The sequence below is a fragment of the Bradyrhizobium sp. P3_C3 genome (assembly GCF_056402655.1).
Genome location: NZ_JBFUGY010000010.1, coordinates 152,152 through 169,486 on the forward strand (window position 1 = coordinate 152,152; position 17,335 = coordinate 169,486).

14 protein-coding genes are annotated in these 17,335 nt (G+C 64.6%); 1 reads left to right on the top strand and 13 read right to left on the bottom strand.

Features of this window, described 5'->3' with window-relative positions:
- Positions 1–54: 54 nt before the first annotated feature.
- The 8 genes from pnp to rimP all read right to left on the bottom strand — a co-directional run bounded on the left by pnp (position 55) and on the right by rimP (position 10,421).
- Positions 55–2,211 carry a polyribonucleotide nucleotidyltransferase gene (gene pnp / locus AC1DW2_RS14115; protein WP_085405047.1) on the bottom strand — a complete coding sequence of 719 codons (2,157 nt, stop codon included), beginning with the start codon at positions 2,209–2,211 and terminating at the stop codon, positions 55–57.
- A gap of 375 nt (positions 2,212–2,586) precedes the next feature.
- On the bottom strand, positions 2,587–2,856 hold the full coding sequence (gene rpsO, locus AC1DW2_RS14120; RefSeq protein WP_008131787.1) for a 30S ribosomal protein S15: 270 nt from the start codon (positions 2,854–2,856) through the stop codon (positions 2,587–2,589).
- Between the two features lie 2 nt (positions 2,857–2,858).
- Entirely contained in the window at positions 2,859–3,977 is a 1,119-nt protein-coding gene (truB, locus tag AC1DW2_RS14125) for a tRNA pseudouridine(55) synthase TruB (protein WP_135214069.1), read from the bottom strand.
- Positions 3,974–4,405: a 30S ribosome-binding factor RbfA gene (gene rbfA / locus AC1DW2_RS14130; RefSeq protein WP_028150575.1), complete on the bottom strand. Its 432-nt coding sequence runs from the start codon at positions 4,403–4,405 to the stop codon at positions 3,974–3,976. Before rbfA ends, truB begins: the two co-directional genes overlap by 4 nt.
- A gap of 156 nt (positions 4,406–4,561) precedes the next feature.
- Positions 4,562–7,270, bottom strand: a complete 2,709-nt coding sequence (infB, locus tag AC1DW2_RS14135) for a translation initiation factor IF-2 (RefSeq protein ID WP_063980139.1) — start codon at positions 7,268–7,270, stop codon at positions 4,562–4,564.
- 72 nt (positions 7,271–7,342) lie between these two features.
- Entirely contained in the window at positions 7,343–8,026 is a 684-nt protein-coding gene (locus AC1DW2_RS14140) for an RNA-binding protein (protein WP_071908928.1), read from the bottom strand.
- A gap of 23 nt (positions 8,027–8,049) precedes the next feature.
- Positions 8,050–9,660: a transcription termination factor NusA gene (gene nusA / locus AC1DW2_RS14145; RefSeq protein ID WP_028150578.1), complete on the bottom strand. Its 1,611-nt coding sequence runs from the start codon at positions 9,658–9,660 to the stop codon at positions 8,050–8,052.
- Positions 9,661–9,662: 2 nt separating this feature from the next.
- Positions 9,663–10,421, bottom strand: a complete 759-nt coding sequence (rimP, locus tag AC1DW2_RS14150) for a ribosome maturation factor RimP (protein WP_063980137.1) — start codon at positions 10,419–10,421, stop codon at positions 9,663–9,665.
- A gap of 384 nt (positions 10,422–10,805) precedes the next feature.
- Here rimP and AC1DW2_RS14155 point away from each other — a divergent pair, with 384 nt between their 5' ends.
- Entirely contained in the window at positions 10,806–11,888 is a 1,083-nt protein-coding gene (locus tag AC1DW2_RS14155; RefSeq protein ID WP_135214071.1) for a DUF2336 domain-containing protein, read from the top strand.
- A 134-nt stretch (positions 11,889–12,022) separates the two neighbouring features.
- Here the strand turns inward: AC1DW2_RS14155 and trmB are convergent, their stop codons facing one another.
- The 5 genes from trmB to AC1DW2_RS14180 form a co-directional block, all read right to left on the bottom strand.
- Positions 12,023–12,733 carry a tRNA (guanosine(46)-N7)-methyltransferase TrmB gene (gene trmB / locus AC1DW2_RS14160; RefSeq protein ID WP_477006368.1) on the bottom strand — a complete coding sequence of 237 codons (711 nt, stop codon included), beginning with the start codon at positions 12,731–12,733 and terminating at the stop codon, positions 12,023–12,025.
- Positions 12,730–13,887 carry a M20 family metallopeptidase gene (locus tag AC1DW2_RS14165; RefSeq protein WP_135214073.1) on the bottom strand — a complete coding sequence of 386 codons (1,158 nt, stop codon included), beginning with the start codon at positions 13,885–13,887 and terminating at the stop codon, positions 12,730–12,732. Before AC1DW2_RS14165 ends, trmB begins: the two co-directional genes overlap by 4 nt.
- Before the next feature lie 86 nt (positions 13,888–13,973).
- The gene (locus AC1DW2_RS14170; RefSeq protein ID WP_008131807.1) at positions 13,974–14,387 is read right to left on the bottom strand and encodes a helix-turn-helix domain-containing protein; all 414 of its coding nucleotides are present in this window, start codon (positions 14,385–14,387) and stop codon (positions 13,974–13,976) included.
- A gap of 219 nt (positions 14,388–14,606) precedes the next feature.
- The gene (gene lnt / locus AC1DW2_RS14175; RefSeq protein WP_135214074.1) at positions 14,607–16,220 is read right to left on the bottom strand and encodes an apolipoprotein N-acyltransferase; all 1,614 of its coding nucleotides are present in this window, start codon (positions 16,218–16,220) and stop codon (positions 14,607–14,609) included.
- Positions 16,217–17,335, bottom strand: coding sequence for a hemolysin family protein (locus tag AC1DW2_RS14180; protein ID WP_063980132.1), 1,119 nt, complete (start codon positions 17,333–17,335; stop codon positions 16,217–16,219). The genes lnt and AC1DW2_RS14180 overlap by 4 nt, the downstream gene beginning before the upstream one ends.

Sequence of the window (17,335 nt, forward strand, 5' to 3'; positions counted from 1 at the left end):
AAACAAAAAGGGCGGCCGCGAGGCCGCCCTTCGTGTTTCTGATGTGCGGATCGATTACTCGCCGGCGGCTTCGCGCGGGGTCTTCTCGCCGTCGCCGCCCTTGCCTTCGAGGTCTTCGCCGGTGGTCTGGTCGACCACCTTCATCGACAGCCGGGTCTTGCCGCGGTCGTCGAAGCCGAGCAGCTTGACCTTGACCTTGTCGCCTTCCTTGACGACGTCGGAGGTCTTCTGCACGCGCGCTGAAGCGAGCTGGCTGATGTGGACGAGGCCGTCCTTGGAACCGAAGAAGTTCACGAAGGCGCCGAACTCCATCACCTTGACGACGGTGCCGTCATAGATCTGGCCGACTTCCGGATCGGAGGCGATCGACTTGATCCACTTGATCGCGGCCTTCATCGCCTCGCCATCGGAGGAGGCGACCTTCACGGTGCCGTCGTCCTCGATGTTGACTTTGGCGCCGGTCTTCTCGACGATCTCGCGGATCACCTTGCCGCCGGTGCCGATCACTTCGCGGATCTTGTCGGTGGCGATCTTGAAGGTCTCGATGCGCGGCGCGTACTCGCCGAGCTCGGCGCGGGCGTTGGTGAGCGCCTTGGCCATTTCACCGAGGATGTGGATACGGCCATCCTTGGCCTGACCGAGCGCCACCTTCATGATCTCTTCGGTGATGCCCTCGATCTTGATGTCCATCTGGAGCGAGGTGATGCCTTGCTCGGTACCGGCGACCTTGAAGTCCATGTCGCCGAGATGGTCCTCGTCACCGAGGATGTCCGAGAGAACCGCGAAGCGCTTGTCTTCGAGGATCAGGCCCATCGCGATGCCCGCGGTCGGCCGCTTCAACGGCACGCCGGCATCCATCAGCGCCAGCGAAGCGCCGCAGACCGAAGCCATCGAGGACGAGCCGTTCGACTCGGTGATCTCCGACACCACGCGCGTGGTGTAGGGGAACTCGTGATGCGGCGGCAGCACCGGGTGGATCGCGCGCCAGGCGAGCTTGCCGTGGCCGATCTCGCGACGCTTGGTGCCGCCGAGGCGGCCGGTCTCACCGACCGAGTAGGGAGGGAAGTTGTAGTGCAGCAGGAACGTCTCTTTGTACGTTCCGGACAGCGCGTCGATGTACTGCTCGTCCTCGCCGGTGCCGAGCGTGGTCACGACCAGCGCCTGGGTCTCGCCGCGGGTGAACAGCGCCGAGCCGTGGGCACGGGGCAGCACGCCGACTTCGGCGATGATGTTGCGCACGGTCTTGGAATCGCGGCCGTCGATGCGCTTGCCGGTGTCGAGGATGTTCCAGCGAACGATCTTCGCTTCCAGCTCCTTGAACACGCCGCCGATGCGCAGCTTGTCGTATTTCGGCTCCTGGCCTTCGGGGAAGTAGTGAGCGATCACCTTTTCCTTGACCTTGCCGACCGCGGCGTAGCGATCCTGCTTGATCGGAATGGCATAGGCGGCGCGCAGCTCCTGCTCGACGAGGCCGAGCATTTCCTTCTCGAGCGCCGAATTGTCGATGACGGTGACTTCGCGCGGCTCCTTGGCAGCCTTCTCGGCCAGCTCGATGATCGCGTTGATCACCGGCTGGAAGTGGCGGTGACCGAACATCACGGCGCCGAGCATCACCTCTTCGTTGAGCTCCTTGGCTTCCGATTCCACCATCAGCACGGCGTCGGCGGTGCCGGCGACGACGAGGTCGAGCTGGGTGTCGACCATCTCGTCGAGCGTCGGGTTGAGGATGAACTCGTCATTGGCGAAGCCGACGCGCGCTGCGCCGATCGGGCCCTTGAAGGGCGCGCCGGACAGGGTCAGCGCAGCCGATGAGGCCACCAGCGCCACGATATCGGGATCGTTCTCCATGTCGTGCGACAGCACGGTGACGATCACCTGGGTCTCGTTGCGCCAGCCGTCGACGAACAGCGGACGGATCGGACGGTCGATCAGGCGGGAGACCAGCGTCTCCTTCTCGGTCGGACGACCCTCGCGCTTGAAATAGCCGCCGGGAATGCGGCCGGCTGCGTAGGTCTTCTCCTGGTAGTCGACCGTCAGCGGCAGGAAGTCGACGCCTTCGCGCGGCGCCTTCGCCGCGACGACGGTGGCGAGCACCACGGTCTCGCCATAGGTGGCGACGACGGCGCCGTCGGCCTGACGCGCGATCTTGCCGGTTTCAAGCTTGAGAGGGCGTCCACCCCAGTCGATCTCGACTGAATGCTTATTGAACATAGATGTCTTCTTTCATGGGTTCTCGAAAGAAGGACGGCCCGAAAAACAAAAACCATGCGCAAGATTGCGGGACGTTGATCGAAGCGGGCGATCAGCGTCCTGCGATCCTGCCATGGTTTTCGGATTTCGGATGGCGTCCATCCTTTCGGGTCATACGGGCGCCTTGCCCGTTGTGCCCAGCCGCCGGATTGCTGCTGGACTGTCAGTCGGCACGAACGCGAACACCGGATTGCGGTCCTCGCCCATCGTGCCCGGGTGCTAGCCGTCAACGGCTCGCACCCGACGCGCACGCAGCCTCGATCAAAAACCTTTAAACAAACGCTTTCGCTCGAAACCGCGCACGAAAACGCGCGCCAGTGGCGCGCGCAGGAACACTTAACGACGAATGTTGTGCTTCTCGAGCAGCGCCTTGTAACGCGCCTCGTCCCTCTTCTTGAGGTAGTCGAGCAGCGAGCGGCGGGTCGAAACCAGCTTCAAGAGGCCGCGACGCGAATGGTTGTCCTTCACGTGGGTCTTGAAATGGTTGGTGAGGTTGTTGATGCGTTCCGACAGGATCGCGACCTGAACCTCCGGCGAGCCGGTGTCGCCGGCCTTGTTGGCATTCGTCTTGATGACTTCCGCTTTGCGTTCTGCGGCAATCGACATCGTCAATTTCTCTCGTTGCGACCGGTGCTGGCAGTCAGACCGGTCAGGTTGAACACACGCTTGGGGATGATTTCGCCGTTGCCGACTTCAGCAAGCGCCAATAGACGGCCTGCCACCGTGACATAGACTGTGCCGCTACTAGTGGGCGCATCCCGTCCGCGCAATAAAACGGCCTGGCCCCGATGGAGCCTTGCCGCATCAGCCCGAGTGACGGCCAGTGCCGGGATGTCGTCCAGCGCGGTCTCAACGGGCATAAGCGCGTCGGCGAGGCTGCCCTCGCCGGACGCGGCTCTATCGCATAAAGCCTCCAACTGATCCAGCGGAATCATGTCGTTCTCGTCAAATGGGCCGACCAGGGTCCGCCGCAGCGCGCAAATATGGCCGTAAGTGCCGAGAATCCGGCCCATATCGCGGGCCAGCGCCCGGACATAGGTGCCCTTGCCGCACTCCGCCTCGAACACCGTCCGGTCGTTATCCGGTTGATCCACAAGGGTTAAATGATGAATTTCGACCGGACGGGGGGCCAGTTCCACGACCTCGCCGTCGCGGGCCAGGTCATAGGCGCGCTCGCCCTGGACCTTGATCGCGGAATAGCGCGGCGGGATCTGCTCGATCACCCCGGTGAAGCGGGGCAGCAGGGCCAGGATGGCCTCCCGGGTCGGGCGCTGGTCGGAGGTCGCGGTGACCCGGCCCTCGATATCATCGGTGTCGCGCTCCTCGCCCCAGCACACGGTGAACTGGTAGCGCTTGCGGCCGTCCATCACGAAGGGAACCGTCTTGGTGGCCTCGCCGAGCGCGATCGGCAGGCCGCCGGAGGCGAGCGGGTCGAGCGTGCCGGCGTGTCCCGCGCGCTTGGCGTTGAACAGGCGCTTGAGCACGGCGACCGCTTGCGTCGAGGTCATGCCGATCGGCTTGTCGAGCACGACCCAGCCATGGACGTCGCGGCGGTCGCGGCGCGGCTGGTTGCCCTTCTGCTTGTTGGCGCGGGGATCGTTGTTGACGCGGCGCGGCTCCTGATGCGGCTGGGAATCGCCGCCGAGATCCGCAAAATTATTTTTCTGCACGTCGCGCTGATCGGTCTCTTCGCCGCCGATCGTGCCGTGAGCCGGGTCCATCGTCATCGCTCTTCTTCCCGATCCGAATCCGGATCCTGTTCCAGGTCCTTCTGCACCGCAGGTGTTCGCAAAAGCTTCTCGATCCGTTCCGCTTCGTCGAATCGTTCGTCGACGCGGAAACGAAGGTCAGGTGCAAATTTCAGGTTAACGCGCCGCGCGACTTCGCCGCGCAGGAATTTCTTGTTGCGCTCGAGCGCAGCGATGATGACCTCGGTGTCGCGGCCACCGAGCGGCATCACGTAAACCGTTGCGAGCTTCAGGTCGGGCGACATCCGAACCTCCGGCACGGTGATGATGTGACCTTCGAGGTCCGCATCATGCACATTGCCTTGCGCCAGAATCTCGGCCATCGCGTGGCGAACCTGCTCGCCGACACGCAACTGGCGTTGCGAGCCGCCCGGCGCGGAACTTTTCTTCTGATGGTGGCGGGGCATGGTTGAAAATCACCTCGTCGTGCCCGCGTTTGGGACACGAGCATTGTCATTTGTCCTGTTGAAACGAATGCGGCGCGGATGGCCGGAATAAATCCGGCCATCGCACTCCCGCAATTTCAGCTCAAAAAGATCCGGGCGCTTCGGTAAGATTTGGACTTACAGGGAGCGCTGGATCGTCTCCACGCGATAACACTCGATCACGTCACCGGCACGCATGTCGTGGTAGTTCTCGAAGGCCATGCCGCACTCCTGACCGGACTGGACTTCCTTCACTTCGTCCTTGAAGCGCTTCAGCGTCGACAGCTTGCCTTCGTGCACGACGACGTTGTCGCGGATCAGGCGCACATTGGCGCCGCGTTCCACGGTGCCGTCGGTGACGCGGCAGCCGGCGACCTTGCCGACCTTGGAGATGTTGAAGATCTCCAGGATCGCGGCATTGCCCAGCATGGTTTCGCGCAGGGTCGGCGCGAGCAGGCCGCTCATCGCCTTCTTCACGTCGTCCACGAGGTCGTAGATGATGTTGTAGTAGCGGATCTCGATGCCGTTGCGCTTGGCGGCCGCAGCCGCCTCCTTGTTGGCACGAACCGAGAAGCCGATGATCGCGGCATTGAAGCCTTCCGCGAGCGTCACGTCCGATTCCGAGATGCCGCCGACGCCGGCATGCAGGATGCGGGCTGCGACTTCGTCGGTGCCGAGCTTCTCCAGCGAGCCGAGGATCGCTTCGAGCGAGCCCTGCACGTCGGCCTTGATGATCAGCGGGAATTCCTTGCGGCCCGCCGTCTTCAATTGCGACATCATCTGCTCAAGCGAGCCGCGCATGCCGGAGATCGAGGCAGCCGCGTTCTCGCGCTTCTGGTGCGCGCGATAGCTGGTGACCTGGCGGGCGCGGGCTTCGTTCTCGACCACCGCGAGACGATCGCCGGCCTCCGGCGGACCGTTGAAGCCGAGCACCTCGACCGGAACCGAAGGACCGGCCTCATGCACCGTCTCGCCCTGATCCGAGATCAGCGCGCGGACGCGGCCCATCTCGGCGCCGGCGACAATGATGTCACCGACACGAAGCGTGCCGCGCTGGACCAGCACGGTCGCGACCGGGCCACGGCCGCGATCGAGCTTGGCTTCGATCACGGTGCCTTCGGCCGGACGCTCCGAATTGGTCTTCAGGTCGAGGATGTCGGCCTGGAGCGCGATCATCTCGAGCAGCTTGTCGAGATTGGTCTTGTTCTTGGCTGACACTTCGACGTCGACGACTTCGCCGCCGAAGGATTCGACCTGCACCTCGTGCTGGAGCAGCTCGGTGCGCACGCGCTCGGGCTTCGCATCGGGCTTGTCGATCTTGTTGATGGCAACGATGATCGGCACCCGCGCCGCCTTGGCGTGGTTGATGGCTTCGATCGTCTGCGGCATGACGCCGTCATCGGCAGCAACCACCAGCACGACGATGTCGGTCACCTTGGCGCCGCGGGCGCGCATCGCGGTGAACGCGGCGTGGCCGGGCGTGTCGATGAAGGTGATCTTCTTGCCGCTTTCGGGCGACAGCACCTGATAGGCGCCGATATGCTGGGTGATGCCGCCGGCTTCGCCGGAGACGACGTTGGCATGGCGGAGCGCGTCGAGCAGCGAGGTCTTGCCGTGGTCGACGTGACCCATCACGGTCACCACCGGCGAACGCGTCTCGGTGTCGGTGGAATCGTCGGTGGCGTCGAACAGGCCTTCTTCAACGTCGGACGCGGCAACGCGCTTGACGGTGTGACCAAGCTCTTCGGCGATCAGCTGCGCAGTGTCGGCGTCGATCACGTCGGTGATCTTGTGAATCGCGCCCTGCTTCATCAGCATGCGGATGATTTCCACCGCGCGCTCGGCCATGCGGTTGGCGAGCTCCTGGATGGTGATCGCTTCCGGAATGACCACCTCGCGGATGAGCTTTTCCTTCGGCTCGTTCGCGGCATGGCCCTTCAGGCGCTGAGTGCGGCGGCGGAACGAGGCGATCGAGCGCTCGCGCACGTCGTCGGCATTGAATGCGGTCACGACCGTCAGGCGACCGCGCTCCTTCTGCGGGCCGGGTTTGTGGGTGGGCTTGGGGGCTACCACGGGACGCGCGGCGCCGCCGGGACCGCGACGGATCTGGCGCGGACCATCGTCCTCGTCCGGTCCGGCTGCGACCGCGGGAGCGCGACCCAACGGGCCGCCTCCCGGCCTCGCGGTGGTCGTTCCAGGGCGCGCGGTGGTTGTTCCCGGGCGTGCCGTGGTCGTGGTGGTGCCGGGGCGTGCTGCGGGCGCGCCAGGACGTGGCGTGGGAGCGGCCGGGGCGGCAGTTGCAGGGCGCGCGGCTGACGCCGGCTGTTCGCCTTCGCCAAAACGCTTCTTGGCCTCGGTTTCGGCCTTGCGCTTGGCTTCCTCTTCGTGGCGGTGGCGCTCATCCTCGGCCTTGCGGCGGGCCTCGGCGGCTTCGCGCTCGACGCGTTCGGCGGCTTCGCGGACAGCGCGGCGCTGGGCTTCGTCTTCGGCCTGGCGGCGCTCTTCGACTTCGCGCACCTTGGCGTCGGCCAGCGCGCTGGCGCGGGCGGAACGTTCGTCCTCGGTCAGCGTGCGCAGCACCACGCCGGAGCCGGCGTTGCGCGGCGGAGCCGGGCGTGCCGGAGCGGGAGCAGGCGCGGCCGGTGCCGGCTTTGCAACAACCGCGGGAGCTTGCGGTTCGGGGCTGCCGTCGACGCGGCGCTTGCCGCGCTTCTCGACCACGACCTGCTTGCTGCGGCCATGGCTGAAGCTCTGACGCACAGTGCCCGTTTCGACGCGCGGCTTGAGCGATAGCGTCTTGCTCGGAACGCTCAGCTTCTTGTCGTCAGGGGTCTTGGTATCAACCATTCAGCAGTCCTAATCCTGATCTTTGTTAACGTTGTGCGTTGCCGCACCGTCCTATTGGGTCGTCGTTGTCTCTCAGAAATCCTGGCCGGGCTTTTCGGCAGTCTTGTCATCGTCCGCCATCCGGTATCGGACCAGCATCTGGCTACGTGACAGGAATGACTTGCTCGCCGGGCCCGCGAGCAGGGCAGCATGTATCACATTTGACCGGGTAAGTGCCAAATCCAATTCTATCGATTTCAACGCAGTGACGACGGGAATCTGCGGCTTGGCGCCGCGATTCCCGCCATTTTGACGTGCCAGCATGTCCAATTTGCGGATTCCGTCCGCGGCCCCGTCGCTGGCATGGATCAGGACCTCGGCCGTGCCTTCCCGCAGGGCGCTTTCGACCTTGCCGAAGCCGGCCACAATCTGGCCCGCCTTGGCGGCAATCCCAAGGGCTTCCGTCACGCTCCGAACCAGGAGCGCCTCGATGTCGGCGGGAAGCGTCTGGGGAGTGCGCAGCTCGCGCTTGAAGGCTTTGCTAAATTGGTGACGCCGCACGGCTTCCGCAACCACCTCGCGCGAGGCGGTGACCCACATGCCGCGTCCGGGCAGCTTGCGCTTGAGATCGGGAACTATGTCGCCTTGCGGCGAAATGACGAAGCGGATCAGCTCGTCGATCGGCCGGACCTCGCGACTGACCGCGCACATCCGCATGGTCGCGGACCTTTCGGTCCGCGGTCCATGGTCGAGATCGTGGTCAGTATCTGCGAGCATCCGGGCGACATTCTCCTTCGTCCTTAAGCCGGCTGATCTTCGGTCGCCTCGGCCTCTTCGGCGGGCTTGGCGAGATCGGCTTCGGTGATCCAGCCGGCCTTGACGCGGGCCTGCATGATCATGGCTTCGGCATCGTCACGGGAGATCTCGATACCGTCGAGCGCACCAGGGAATTTGGTCTGCTCGCCGCCTTCCTTGCGCTCGGTCCAGCCGACCAGATCGTCAGTGGCGCAGCCGGCGAGGTCTTCGACGGTCTTGATGTCGTTCTCGCCGAATTTCACCAGCATCTTGGAGGTGACGCCCGGCACGTCCTTGACGGCGTCCTCGACACCGAGCTCCTTGCGCTTGGCCTCGATCTCGGCCTCCTGCTGCTCGAGATATTCGCGGGCACGGTTCTGGAGCTCTTGCGCGGTCTCCTCGTCGAAGCCTTCGATGCCGGCGAGTTCCTTGAGGTCCACCATCGCGAGTTCCTCGACCGAGGTGAAGCCTTCGGACGCCAGCAGCTGGCCGACCACCTCGTCGACGTTGAGCGATTCCATGAAGACGCGGGTGGAGTTCTCGAAGTCGGCCTGGCGGCGCTCCGATTCCTCCTGCTCGGTCAGGATATCGATGTCCCAGCCGGTGAGCTGCGAGGCCAGACGCACGTTCTGGCCGCGGCGGCCGATCGCCAGCGAGAGCTGGTTGTTGGTGTCGGGCACGACGACCTCGATGCGCTCGCGGTCTTCGTCGATGACGACCTTGGAGACTTCGGCCGGCGCCAGCGCGTTGACCACGAAGGTCGCGATGTCGGGCGACCACGGGATGATGTCGATCTTCTCGCCCTGCAGCTCGTTCACCACCGCCTGCACGCGCGAGCCGCGCATGCCGACGCAGGCGCCGACGGGATCGACCGAGGAATCGCGGGAAATCACGCCGATTTTCGCGCGCGAGCCGGGATCGCGGGCCACCGCCTTGATCTCGACGATGCCGTCATAGATCTCAGGCACTTCCTGCGCGAACAGCTTCGCCATGAACTGCGGATGGGTGCGGGAGAGGAAGATCTGCGGGCCGCGGGTCTCGCGGCGGACGTCGAAGATGTAGGCGCGGACGCGGTCGCCGTTGCGGAACACTTCGCGCGGCAGCATCTCGTCGCGGCGGATGATGGCTTCACCGCGGCCGAGGTCGACGATCACGCTGCCATATTCGACGCGCTTGACGACGCCGTTGACGATGTCGCCGATGCGGTCCTTGAATTCCTGATATTGGCGGTCGCGCTCGGCCTCGCGCACCTTCTGCACGATCACCTGCTTGGCCGATTGCGCGGCGATGCGGCCATATTCCAGCGGCGGCAGCGTATCGGCGATGGTGTCACCGACCTGGGCGCCGGGATTGGCGCGCTGCGCATCCACCAGCGAGATCTGGTTGGAATGATTTTCGACCTTCTCGACCACCAGCATGTGGCGCGACAGCCGCAGCTCGCCCTTCTTCGGGTCGATCTCGGCATGAACGTCAGTCTCACTGCCGTAACGTGCCCGTGCCGCCTTGGCGATGGCGTCTTCCATCGCCGCGATGACGATGCCGCGGTCGATCGATTTCTCGCGCGCGACGGCATCGGCGATCTGGAGCAATTCAAGTCGATTGGCGCTGACTGCCATGGCTAGTCTCCTTCGTCAGGCTCGATCTCGCCCCGCCGCGCGCGTTCGGCGGCCAGGCGGTGCTTCTTCGTATTGGTCGGTGCCGGCTTCTTTTTTTGCGGCTTGGTGTTCTTGGTGATCTTCGCACTGATTTCCGCGTGCGGTGCAGCCGGCGGCTCGATGCCGAGATCGCGGCGCATCTGGCGCTCCTCGGCCTTGCCGCGGCGCATGGATTCCGCGATCAGCTCGTCGGTCAGCACCAAGCGTGCCTCACCGATGTCTTCCATCGTCAGGAGAACGTCGGGATTATCGTTCGCCTTGACGTCGTCGCGATGCAGGTGCACGCGGTCGCCTTCGACGGCACCAAGCATGCCACGGAACCGCTTCCGCCCCTCATGGGCGACCGCCATGTCGATCTTCACCAGATAGCCGGAATAGCGCTCGAAATCCGAGCGGCGCACCAGCGGACGGTCGATCCCCGGCGAGGAGATTTCCAGCCGATAAGCGCGGTCGATGGGGTCCGCGACGTCGAGCACGGGCGACAGCGCCCGCGAGATCGCTTCGCAATCCTCGAGCTGCATCGAGCCGTCCGGCCGCTCGGCCATGATCTGCACGGTGCAGCCGGCCTCGCCGGAGATGCGGATCCGCACCAGGCGGTAGCCCATGCCCTCGAGCACCGGACCTGCGACCGCAGACACACGTGCCGCCACGCCCGGCTCGACCACGAGCCTCGGCTCGGCCAGCAACTCGGCATCCGTGGAACCAGTGTTCGGTTCGGTCATATCAGGGGTCAAGGCGCTCGATGGTTAAGGCTTGGTTAAGGACTTGAACAGGTTAGGATCTGCAGAGCCTGTTTCGGAACTCTTTATCCCGGCAGCTCGCCGGGTCGCATATCTTCCACCAAGCCGCGTTCAGGTAATAAAAAAGAGCGGGTCCTTTCGGGCCCACTCTCACTACGCGGATCGTATGAGAAGATGAATTGGCGCTGATATAGCCCTTTCCGTCCTCCCGGACAAGGCCCATCGCGGGAAAGACGAGGCTTTTTGCGCCCGGCCTGTGGCCCCCCGCGCAACGCTTCCTTCATCTAGCAGGCCTAAATTCCCTGATTGTGGGGCGACTTGGACCAAGGGCGCACCCGCGGCGTGCCCTGTACGAGTTGCGTTTTCATGACCGCTGCCACGTCGCTCATTCCCGGACTGGACGAGATCGTCAAACGCGGCGACCCCCGGCGTCGCGGCGAGATCGCGCGCGCCATCGCCCAACTGTTCTTCCAGGACGCCGAGAAGCTCCGTCCTGATCTCGTCGATCTCTTCGACAATCTGCTGATCGATCTCGTTCCGCATGCCGAGCTTGCCTCGCGCGTCGACCTCGCCGAGCGTTTCTCGCGCCTGAACAATGCGCCGCCGCATCTGGTGAGCCAGCTCGCGCGCGAAAACGAGATCATGGTGGCGGGTCCTGTGCTGCGCCGCTCGCCGGTGCTCGACGACGCCGCTCTCGTCGAGATCGCGCGGCTGAAGGGTCAGGGCCATCTGCTAGCGATGACCGAGCGCCCCGCACTGTCGGCCGCCATCACCGACGTGCTGGTCGAGCGCGGCGATCGCGACGTGGTGCGTCGCGCCGCGGGCAATGCCGGCGCGGAGTTCTCGCAAGGCAGCTATTCCGAGCTGATCAAGCGTGCGTCGCAGGACGGCGTGCTGACGCTCAAGATCGGCCAGCGCAACGATCTCTCGGGCGAGCACCTGAAACAGCTGCTCGACGGCACGCTCGACGTCATCCGCCGCCGCCTCTCGAGCGTGGTCAATCCCGTGCGCCAGGTCGAGATCAAGCGCGCCATGGCGGCGATCGAGGAGGCCGCGCTGCCGCCGGGGCCGCGCCGCGATTTCTCGGATGCACAGCGCACGGTGCTGACCTTGCATCGCGAGGGTCATCTCGGCGAGAGCGCGCTGCTCGGCTTCGCCAAGGCGCTCAAATACGAGGAATCGATCGCCTCGCTCGCGGCGATGTCCGGTGTCCGCCTCTCGATCCTCGATCGCCTGGTCGCGGGCGACCGCTACGATCCGATTCTCATTCTGGGGCGCGTGCTCAATCTCGGCTGGCCCACGGTGCGCGCGCTGATCCTGATGTGGTACGGCCCGCATCGCACGCCGGCCGATGCCGATCTCGAGCAGGCGCGCGTGAACTTCACGCGCCTGATGCCGTCAACGGCCGAGCGCGTCGTGAAATTCTGGCGCAACCGCCAGACGATCTAATCAAAGTACGGATCTTCGTCGTCATGGCCGGGCTTGTCCCGGCCATCCACGTTCTTGCTGCCCACAGAAGGAAAGTACGTGGATGCCCGGGACAAGCCCGGGCATGACGATTATCGATGGATCGCGCGAAGAATCTATGCGCGCCTGAACCGCAGATACGTGGTCTTGCGCCCTTCGCGCGTGGCCTTCCTGCCGTAGCGCGTCATGGTGTAGCCGTCCCATGGCCGACGGAAATCATCGGCGCATTCGGCGAGCCACTGAAAATCCGTCGACCGCGACAGATGCATCAGCGTCCACGCGCAGTAATCGTCGATATCGCAGACGAAACGGAATTCGCCACCCGCCTTCAGCACGCGTGCCATCGCGGCGATGGTGCGGTCCTGGACGAAGCGCCGCTTCCAGTGCCGCCGCTTCGGCCAGGGATCGGGATGGATCAGGTCGATCCGCGACAGCGATGCCTGCGGCAGCCAGGCCAGCAGCTCGGCGGCATCGCCTGCGAACAGACGGATGTTGCCGATGTTGGTGGCCTCGATCTGCGCGAGGATCTTTGCCATGCCGTTGACATAGGGCTCGCAGCCGATGAAGCCGGTCGTGGCGAAGTTCTGGGCCTCGGCCGCAAGATGCTCGCCGCCGCCGAATCCGATCTCAAGCCGCACATCGTCGGCCGCGGAATCGAAGATCTCATTGGCATTCGCCGGCTTCTCGCCCTCGATGTCGAGTGAAAGATGCGGCAGTAGATGATCGATCAGCTCGGCCTGGTGCTGCCTGAGCTTGTGGCCCTTGCGGCGCCCGAAGAAGGCGCGCTCGCTATCATCGCGATCGGGATCTGATTTTCGTTCGCTCATCGCAGCGTCTGGTACAGGCGATGGAGCAGCCGCGCGCGCGGTTCGAGCGACGAGAGGTAGATCTGCTCATAATGGGTGTGTGCGCCCTTGCCGTCGACGCCGAGTCCATCGAGCGTTGCGGTGTGGGCGGCGGTGAAATTGCCATCCGAGCCGCCGCCGGTGTGAGTGTCGATCAGCTCGAAGCCGATCTCGGTGGCAAGCGACTTCGCGTGTTCGTACAGCGAGGCGCCTGCATTGCTCTTCTCATAAGGTGGACGGTTGAGCCCGCCCGTGACCTTGACGGTGACGCCATCCGTCTTCGACGTCAGCCCGAGGATCTTGCCGACGAACTCTTCCGCGTCGGCAAAGCTCGGCACGCGCAGGTCGACTTCGGCAAAGGCCTCCTCCGGCGTGACGTTGGGGCGCGTGCCGCCGCGCGCCACGCCGACATTCACCGTAACGCCGCGTGCCAGATCATTCATCGCTTCCAGCGCCAGGATGACGTTGGCAAGCTCGCGGATCGCGCTGCGGCCATCCTGGGGCCTCGTGCCGGCATGTGCGGGCACACCCTTGATGAATACTTCGAATCGTCCGACGCCCTTGCGTCCGGTGACGATCTTGCCGCCGTCGCGCGCGGGCTCCGTCACAAGCACGTATTTGGCCTTGCGCCCTTCCGCCTCGATCAGCGCGCGCGAGGTCGGGCTGCCGATCTCCTCGTCGGAGGTGAACAAATGGGTGATGCCGAGCGGCGAGCGGTCGCCGGCGGCGCAGAGCGCGCGAAAGGCGTGATGGGCGATATAGGCGCCGCCCTTCATGTCGTAGATGCCGGGACCGAACGCGCTGTCGCCTTCGACCTTGAACGGCAGGCGCTCGATGAATCCCATCGGGTGAACGGTATCGAGGTGGCTCAGCACCAAAATGCCCGGCCGGTCCTGGCCCCAGGTCGAGCGTGCAGCGAGATGATCGCCGCAGCCATCGACGCCGGCGACGCGCTCGAGCGTAACCGGCAGATCGCGGTATTGCTCCGCGACCACGGAGATCAGCTTGTTGACCTGTTCAGGTGTGTCCGTCGGCGTCTCGATCTCCACCCAGCGACGGATGCCATCGAGAATAGTTTGTGAATCGAACCAATTGGACTTGGTCATGAACGCATCTGTGCCTTTGAACCGCATCATCGAAGAGGGCGCGCACCAAAAACGCGCCCGCAAATGACGACATAGGCCAGATTTGACGCAGTCTCAAATCGGATTGAGCCGTCGCGTCAGCGTTTGTCGGGACCTTCGCGGGCGGCGATCTGCTCGACAAGATCGACGATCGAGCGGCGCATCTTCGAATCAGTGATTCGGGTGAACGCCTTGGTCAGAGCGAGACCTTCGGAGGTCGCGAGGAAGTCCGAGACATAGGAAGGCGAGGCGCCTTCGGCGAAGCCGTCCGGGCCGGCCACGCCGCTCGGTCCGCCCTCGAACAGGAACGACACCGGCACCTGCAGAATCTCGGCGATCTGCTGGATGCGGCTCGCGCCGACGCGATTCGTGCCCTTCTCGTACTTCTGGATCTGCTGGAAAGTCAGGCCCAAAGCTTCACCGAGCTTTTCCTGGCTCATGCCCAACATGATGCGGCGCATACGCACGCGGCTGCCGACATATTTGTCAACAGGGTTGGGCGCTTTCGACATTTCCTCAGCCTCCAAACATCACCTTCGGCGCAATCACAAGAATGCCTCCGGTGCCAGCAGCGTCAAAATCAAACCCTGTTATTGGGAAACATTGCGGAGAAATTTAGCAACGCCCACTGTCTTTTGCAGCCGGTGCAGAATGAGGAGGGCGCGTGCAGTCTGTCAACCGTGGGACTACGGTTGTCAAAGGATTCCGGTCGCGGCGGCCGCGAGGCGTGATCAGGGGTGCCGTTTGGCAACACGTCGGCGGACCGCCAGAAACACGGCCAGCGCAACGAGCATGGCTGCGGGCACGTCGCCCACCCGCGCATAGACGGTCGGCGGAATTGCGGCGGGCAGGTTTGCATCCAAAATGCCTTCGACGCCGAGGCCGAGGCTGGCAACGGTTCGTCCCACCGGATCGATCACCGCTGACACGCCGGTATTGGCGGACCGGACCAGCGGCAATCCGAGCTCGATTGCGCGCATCCGGGCCTGCTCGAGATGCTGATAGGGACCGGTCGATATGCCGAACCAGCCGTCATTGGTGAGATTCACGATCCAGCCCGGACGCTCATTGCGGCCGGCGACCTCGCCTGGAAAAATTGCTTCGTAACATATCAGCGGCAGCGCGGGCGGCGCGCCGGGCACCGATAGCGCATGTCGCACGCTGCCCGGAATGAATCCGCCGCGCACGCGCGTGAGTTGCTCGAAGCCGAGCTTCTCCATCAGGTCCTGGTAGGGCAGGAATTCGCCGAACGGCACGAGGTGCAGCTTGTCGTAGACCGAGAGCACGCTGCCGTCGTGATCGATCACGTAGATCGAATTATAGGCGCGCGTGATCGGCGTGCCCCGCGGCAGGTCGGGGGCGCGGACCGAGCCAGTAATCAGCACCGTGCCCTTCGGCAGCAGCTCGGCGATTTGCGCCATCGCGTCGGCTTCGCGGGTCAGGAAGAACGGAAAGGCGGATTCCGGCCAGATCAGGATGGTGGCATCGCGCACGCCGGTGGATTGCGGCCCCGAGGCGCGGTCCGACAGCGCCAGATATTTCTTCATCACCTCCGCCTTGGCGGCGTAGTTGAATTTCGCGTCCTGCTGGAGGTCCGGCTGCATCAGGCGCAGCTTCGCGCCCGCGACCATCGTGGTCGGATGCAGCGACAGCCGGATCGCGCCGAAGATGCTCATGACAATCAGAAGAGCAATCGCAGCCGCCGGCGCGCGCCATGCCGGGCGGCGATCGGGAGTACGGTCGATCAGAGCCGCGGGGCTTGCGAAGATCGCGATGCTAAGGAATGTCATGCCCCACAGGCCAATCAGCGACGCCGTCTGCGCCAGCGGCAGCGGCTCGGACAGGGCATAGCCGAACGCGTTCCAGGGGAAGCCGGTCAATGCGTGACCGCGCAGCCATTCGGCGATGGTGAGGCTTGCGGCCAGCGCGAGGATGCGCGTGGCATCCTTGGTCCAGAGCAGGCGGGCCAGCGCGAATCCGATCGCAGTGAAGATGGAGAGATAGGCCGGCAAGCCAAGCACGGCGAACGGTGTCAGCCACGCGAACACATCGGCGTCGACGAAGAAGGCGTAGCCGATCCAGTAGAGGCCGGGGACGAAATAGCCGAGCCCGAACCAATAGCCCGTCAGTGCCGCGGCGGGGACGCCGCGATATCGTCCGGCGCCCGCGCCGTCGATCAGCCAGACCAGCACCGGGAAGGTGATGAACAGCACCGGAAAGACATTGAATGGCGCCAGCGCCAGCACCGACAGCGCACCGCATCCCATCGCGATGAGCGCACGCTTCCATCCCCAGGTGAGGATGATGGCAAGCGCAATCTGCCGAAACCGCTGGAACGGGCTCACTGCGAACCGGTCCCGTCGCTTGGCGGCGGGACGGGCGTGTCGCTGGAAGGCGGTTGGCCGCTCTCCGGCGTGGCTTCGCGGCGGCGGCTCTCGCGCTGGGTACGCGGCGCAGGACGCTCCTTCCGTGTCGAGATGCGCAGCCGCTTGACGCGGCGCGGATCGGCATCGAGCACCTCGATCTCGTAATGGCCGGGGCCGGAGATCACCTCGCCGCGCACCGGCAGGCGCCCGACGAAGCTGACGAGATAGCCGCCGAGCGTCTCGACTTCCTCACCCGCCTCGCCGGTGACGAAATCCTCGCCGATCACCGTGCGGACGTCGTCGAGGCTGGCGCGGGCGTCTGCAATGAAGGCGTTGTCGGGCAGGCGCACGATCGAGGGCGGCTCGTCGCTGTCATGCTCGTCGTCGATCTCGCCGACGATCTGCTCGACGATGTCCTCGAGCGAAACCAGTCCGTCGCTGCCGCCATATTCGTCGACCACCAGCGCCAGATGAATGCGCGTGGCCTGCATCTGCGCCAGCAGGTCGATCGCCCGCATTGACGGCGGCACGTAGAGCAGCTTGCGGATGATGCGCGCATCCTGCAGCGGTAACGCCAGGTCGACCGTACGCAGGTCGAGGCCGGCCGGCAGCGGCTTCTTGCGCTTGGTTTTCGTGGCCTCGGACACCCGTGCGCGCGCGGTCATGAAAGCGAGCAGATCACGGATGTGGACGATGCCGACGGGGTCGTCCAGCGTCTCGTTGTAGACGACGAGGCGCGAATGACCGGCGCTCTCGAAGCGGTCCATCAACTCGCCGAGCGGGATGTCGCGCTTCACCGCGATGATGTCGGCACGATGCACCATGACGTCGGCGATGCGGCGCTCGTGCAGACCGAGGATGTTGCGCAACATGGTGCGCTCGACGGTCGAGAAGCCGGTGTCGTCGGGCGTCGTGGCATCGAGCACGACCTGGAGATCGTCGCGCACCGATCCCGCCTTCCAGCCGAACAGGGTGCGAATGGCACGCAGCAGCCAGCCTTCCGCGGTCGGCCGCATCACCTCGCCTGATGTCACCACGACCGGCAAATTGGCGGTATTGCGCGGATTGTCGTGAATAGGGTCGGAATCGGGCAT

Coding starts and splice junctions, on each gene's coding strand:
- AC1DW2_RS14155 (WP_135214071.1), top strand. CDS start 10,806: ATGACCGCTGCCACGTCGCTCATTCCCGGACTGGACGAGATCGTCAAA.
- rimP (WP_063980137.1), bottom strand. CDS start 10,421: ATGACCGAACCGAACACTGGTTCCACGGATGCCGAGTTGCTGGCCGAG.
- AC1DW2_RS14140 (WP_071908928.1), bottom strand. CDS start 8,026: ATGCTCGCAGATACTGACCACGATCTCGACCATGGACCGCGGACCGAA.
- infB (WP_063980139.1), bottom strand. CDS start 7,270: ATGGTTGATACCAAGACCCCTGACGACAAGAAGCTGAGCGTTCCGAGC.
- trmB (WP_477006368.1), bottom strand. CDS start 12,733: ATGAGCGAACGAAAATCAGATCCCGATCGCGATGATAGCGAGCGCGCC.
- rpsO (WP_008131787.1), bottom strand. CDS start 2,856: ATGTCGATTGCCGCAGAACGCAAAGCGGAAGTCATCAAGACGAATGCC.
- pnp (WP_085405047.1), bottom strand. CDS start 2,211: ATGTTCAATAAGCATTCAGTCGAGATCGACTGGGGTGGACGCCCTCTC.
- nusA (WP_028150578.1), bottom strand. CDS start 9,660: ATGGCAGTCAGCGCCAATCGACTTGAATTGCTCCAGATCGCCGATGCC.
- truB (WP_135214069.1), bottom strand. CDS start 3,977: ATGACGATGGACCCGGCTCACGGCACGATCGGCGGCGAAGAGACCGAT.
- rbfA (WP_028150575.1), bottom strand. CDS start 4,405: ATGCCCCGCCACCATCAGAAGAAAAGTTCCGCGCCGGGCGGCTCGCAA.
- AC1DW2_RS14170 (WP_008131807.1), bottom strand. CDS start 14,387: ATGTCGAAAGCGCCCAACCCTGTTGACAAATATGTCGGCAGCCGCGTG.
- AC1DW2_RS14180 (WP_063980132.1), bottom strand. CDS start 17,335: ATGCCCGATTCCGACCCTATTCACGACAATCCGCGCAATACCGCCAAT.
- AC1DW2_RS14165 (WP_135214073.1), bottom strand. CDS start 13,887: ATGATGCGGTTCAAAGGCACAGATGCGTTCATGACCAAGTCCAATTGG.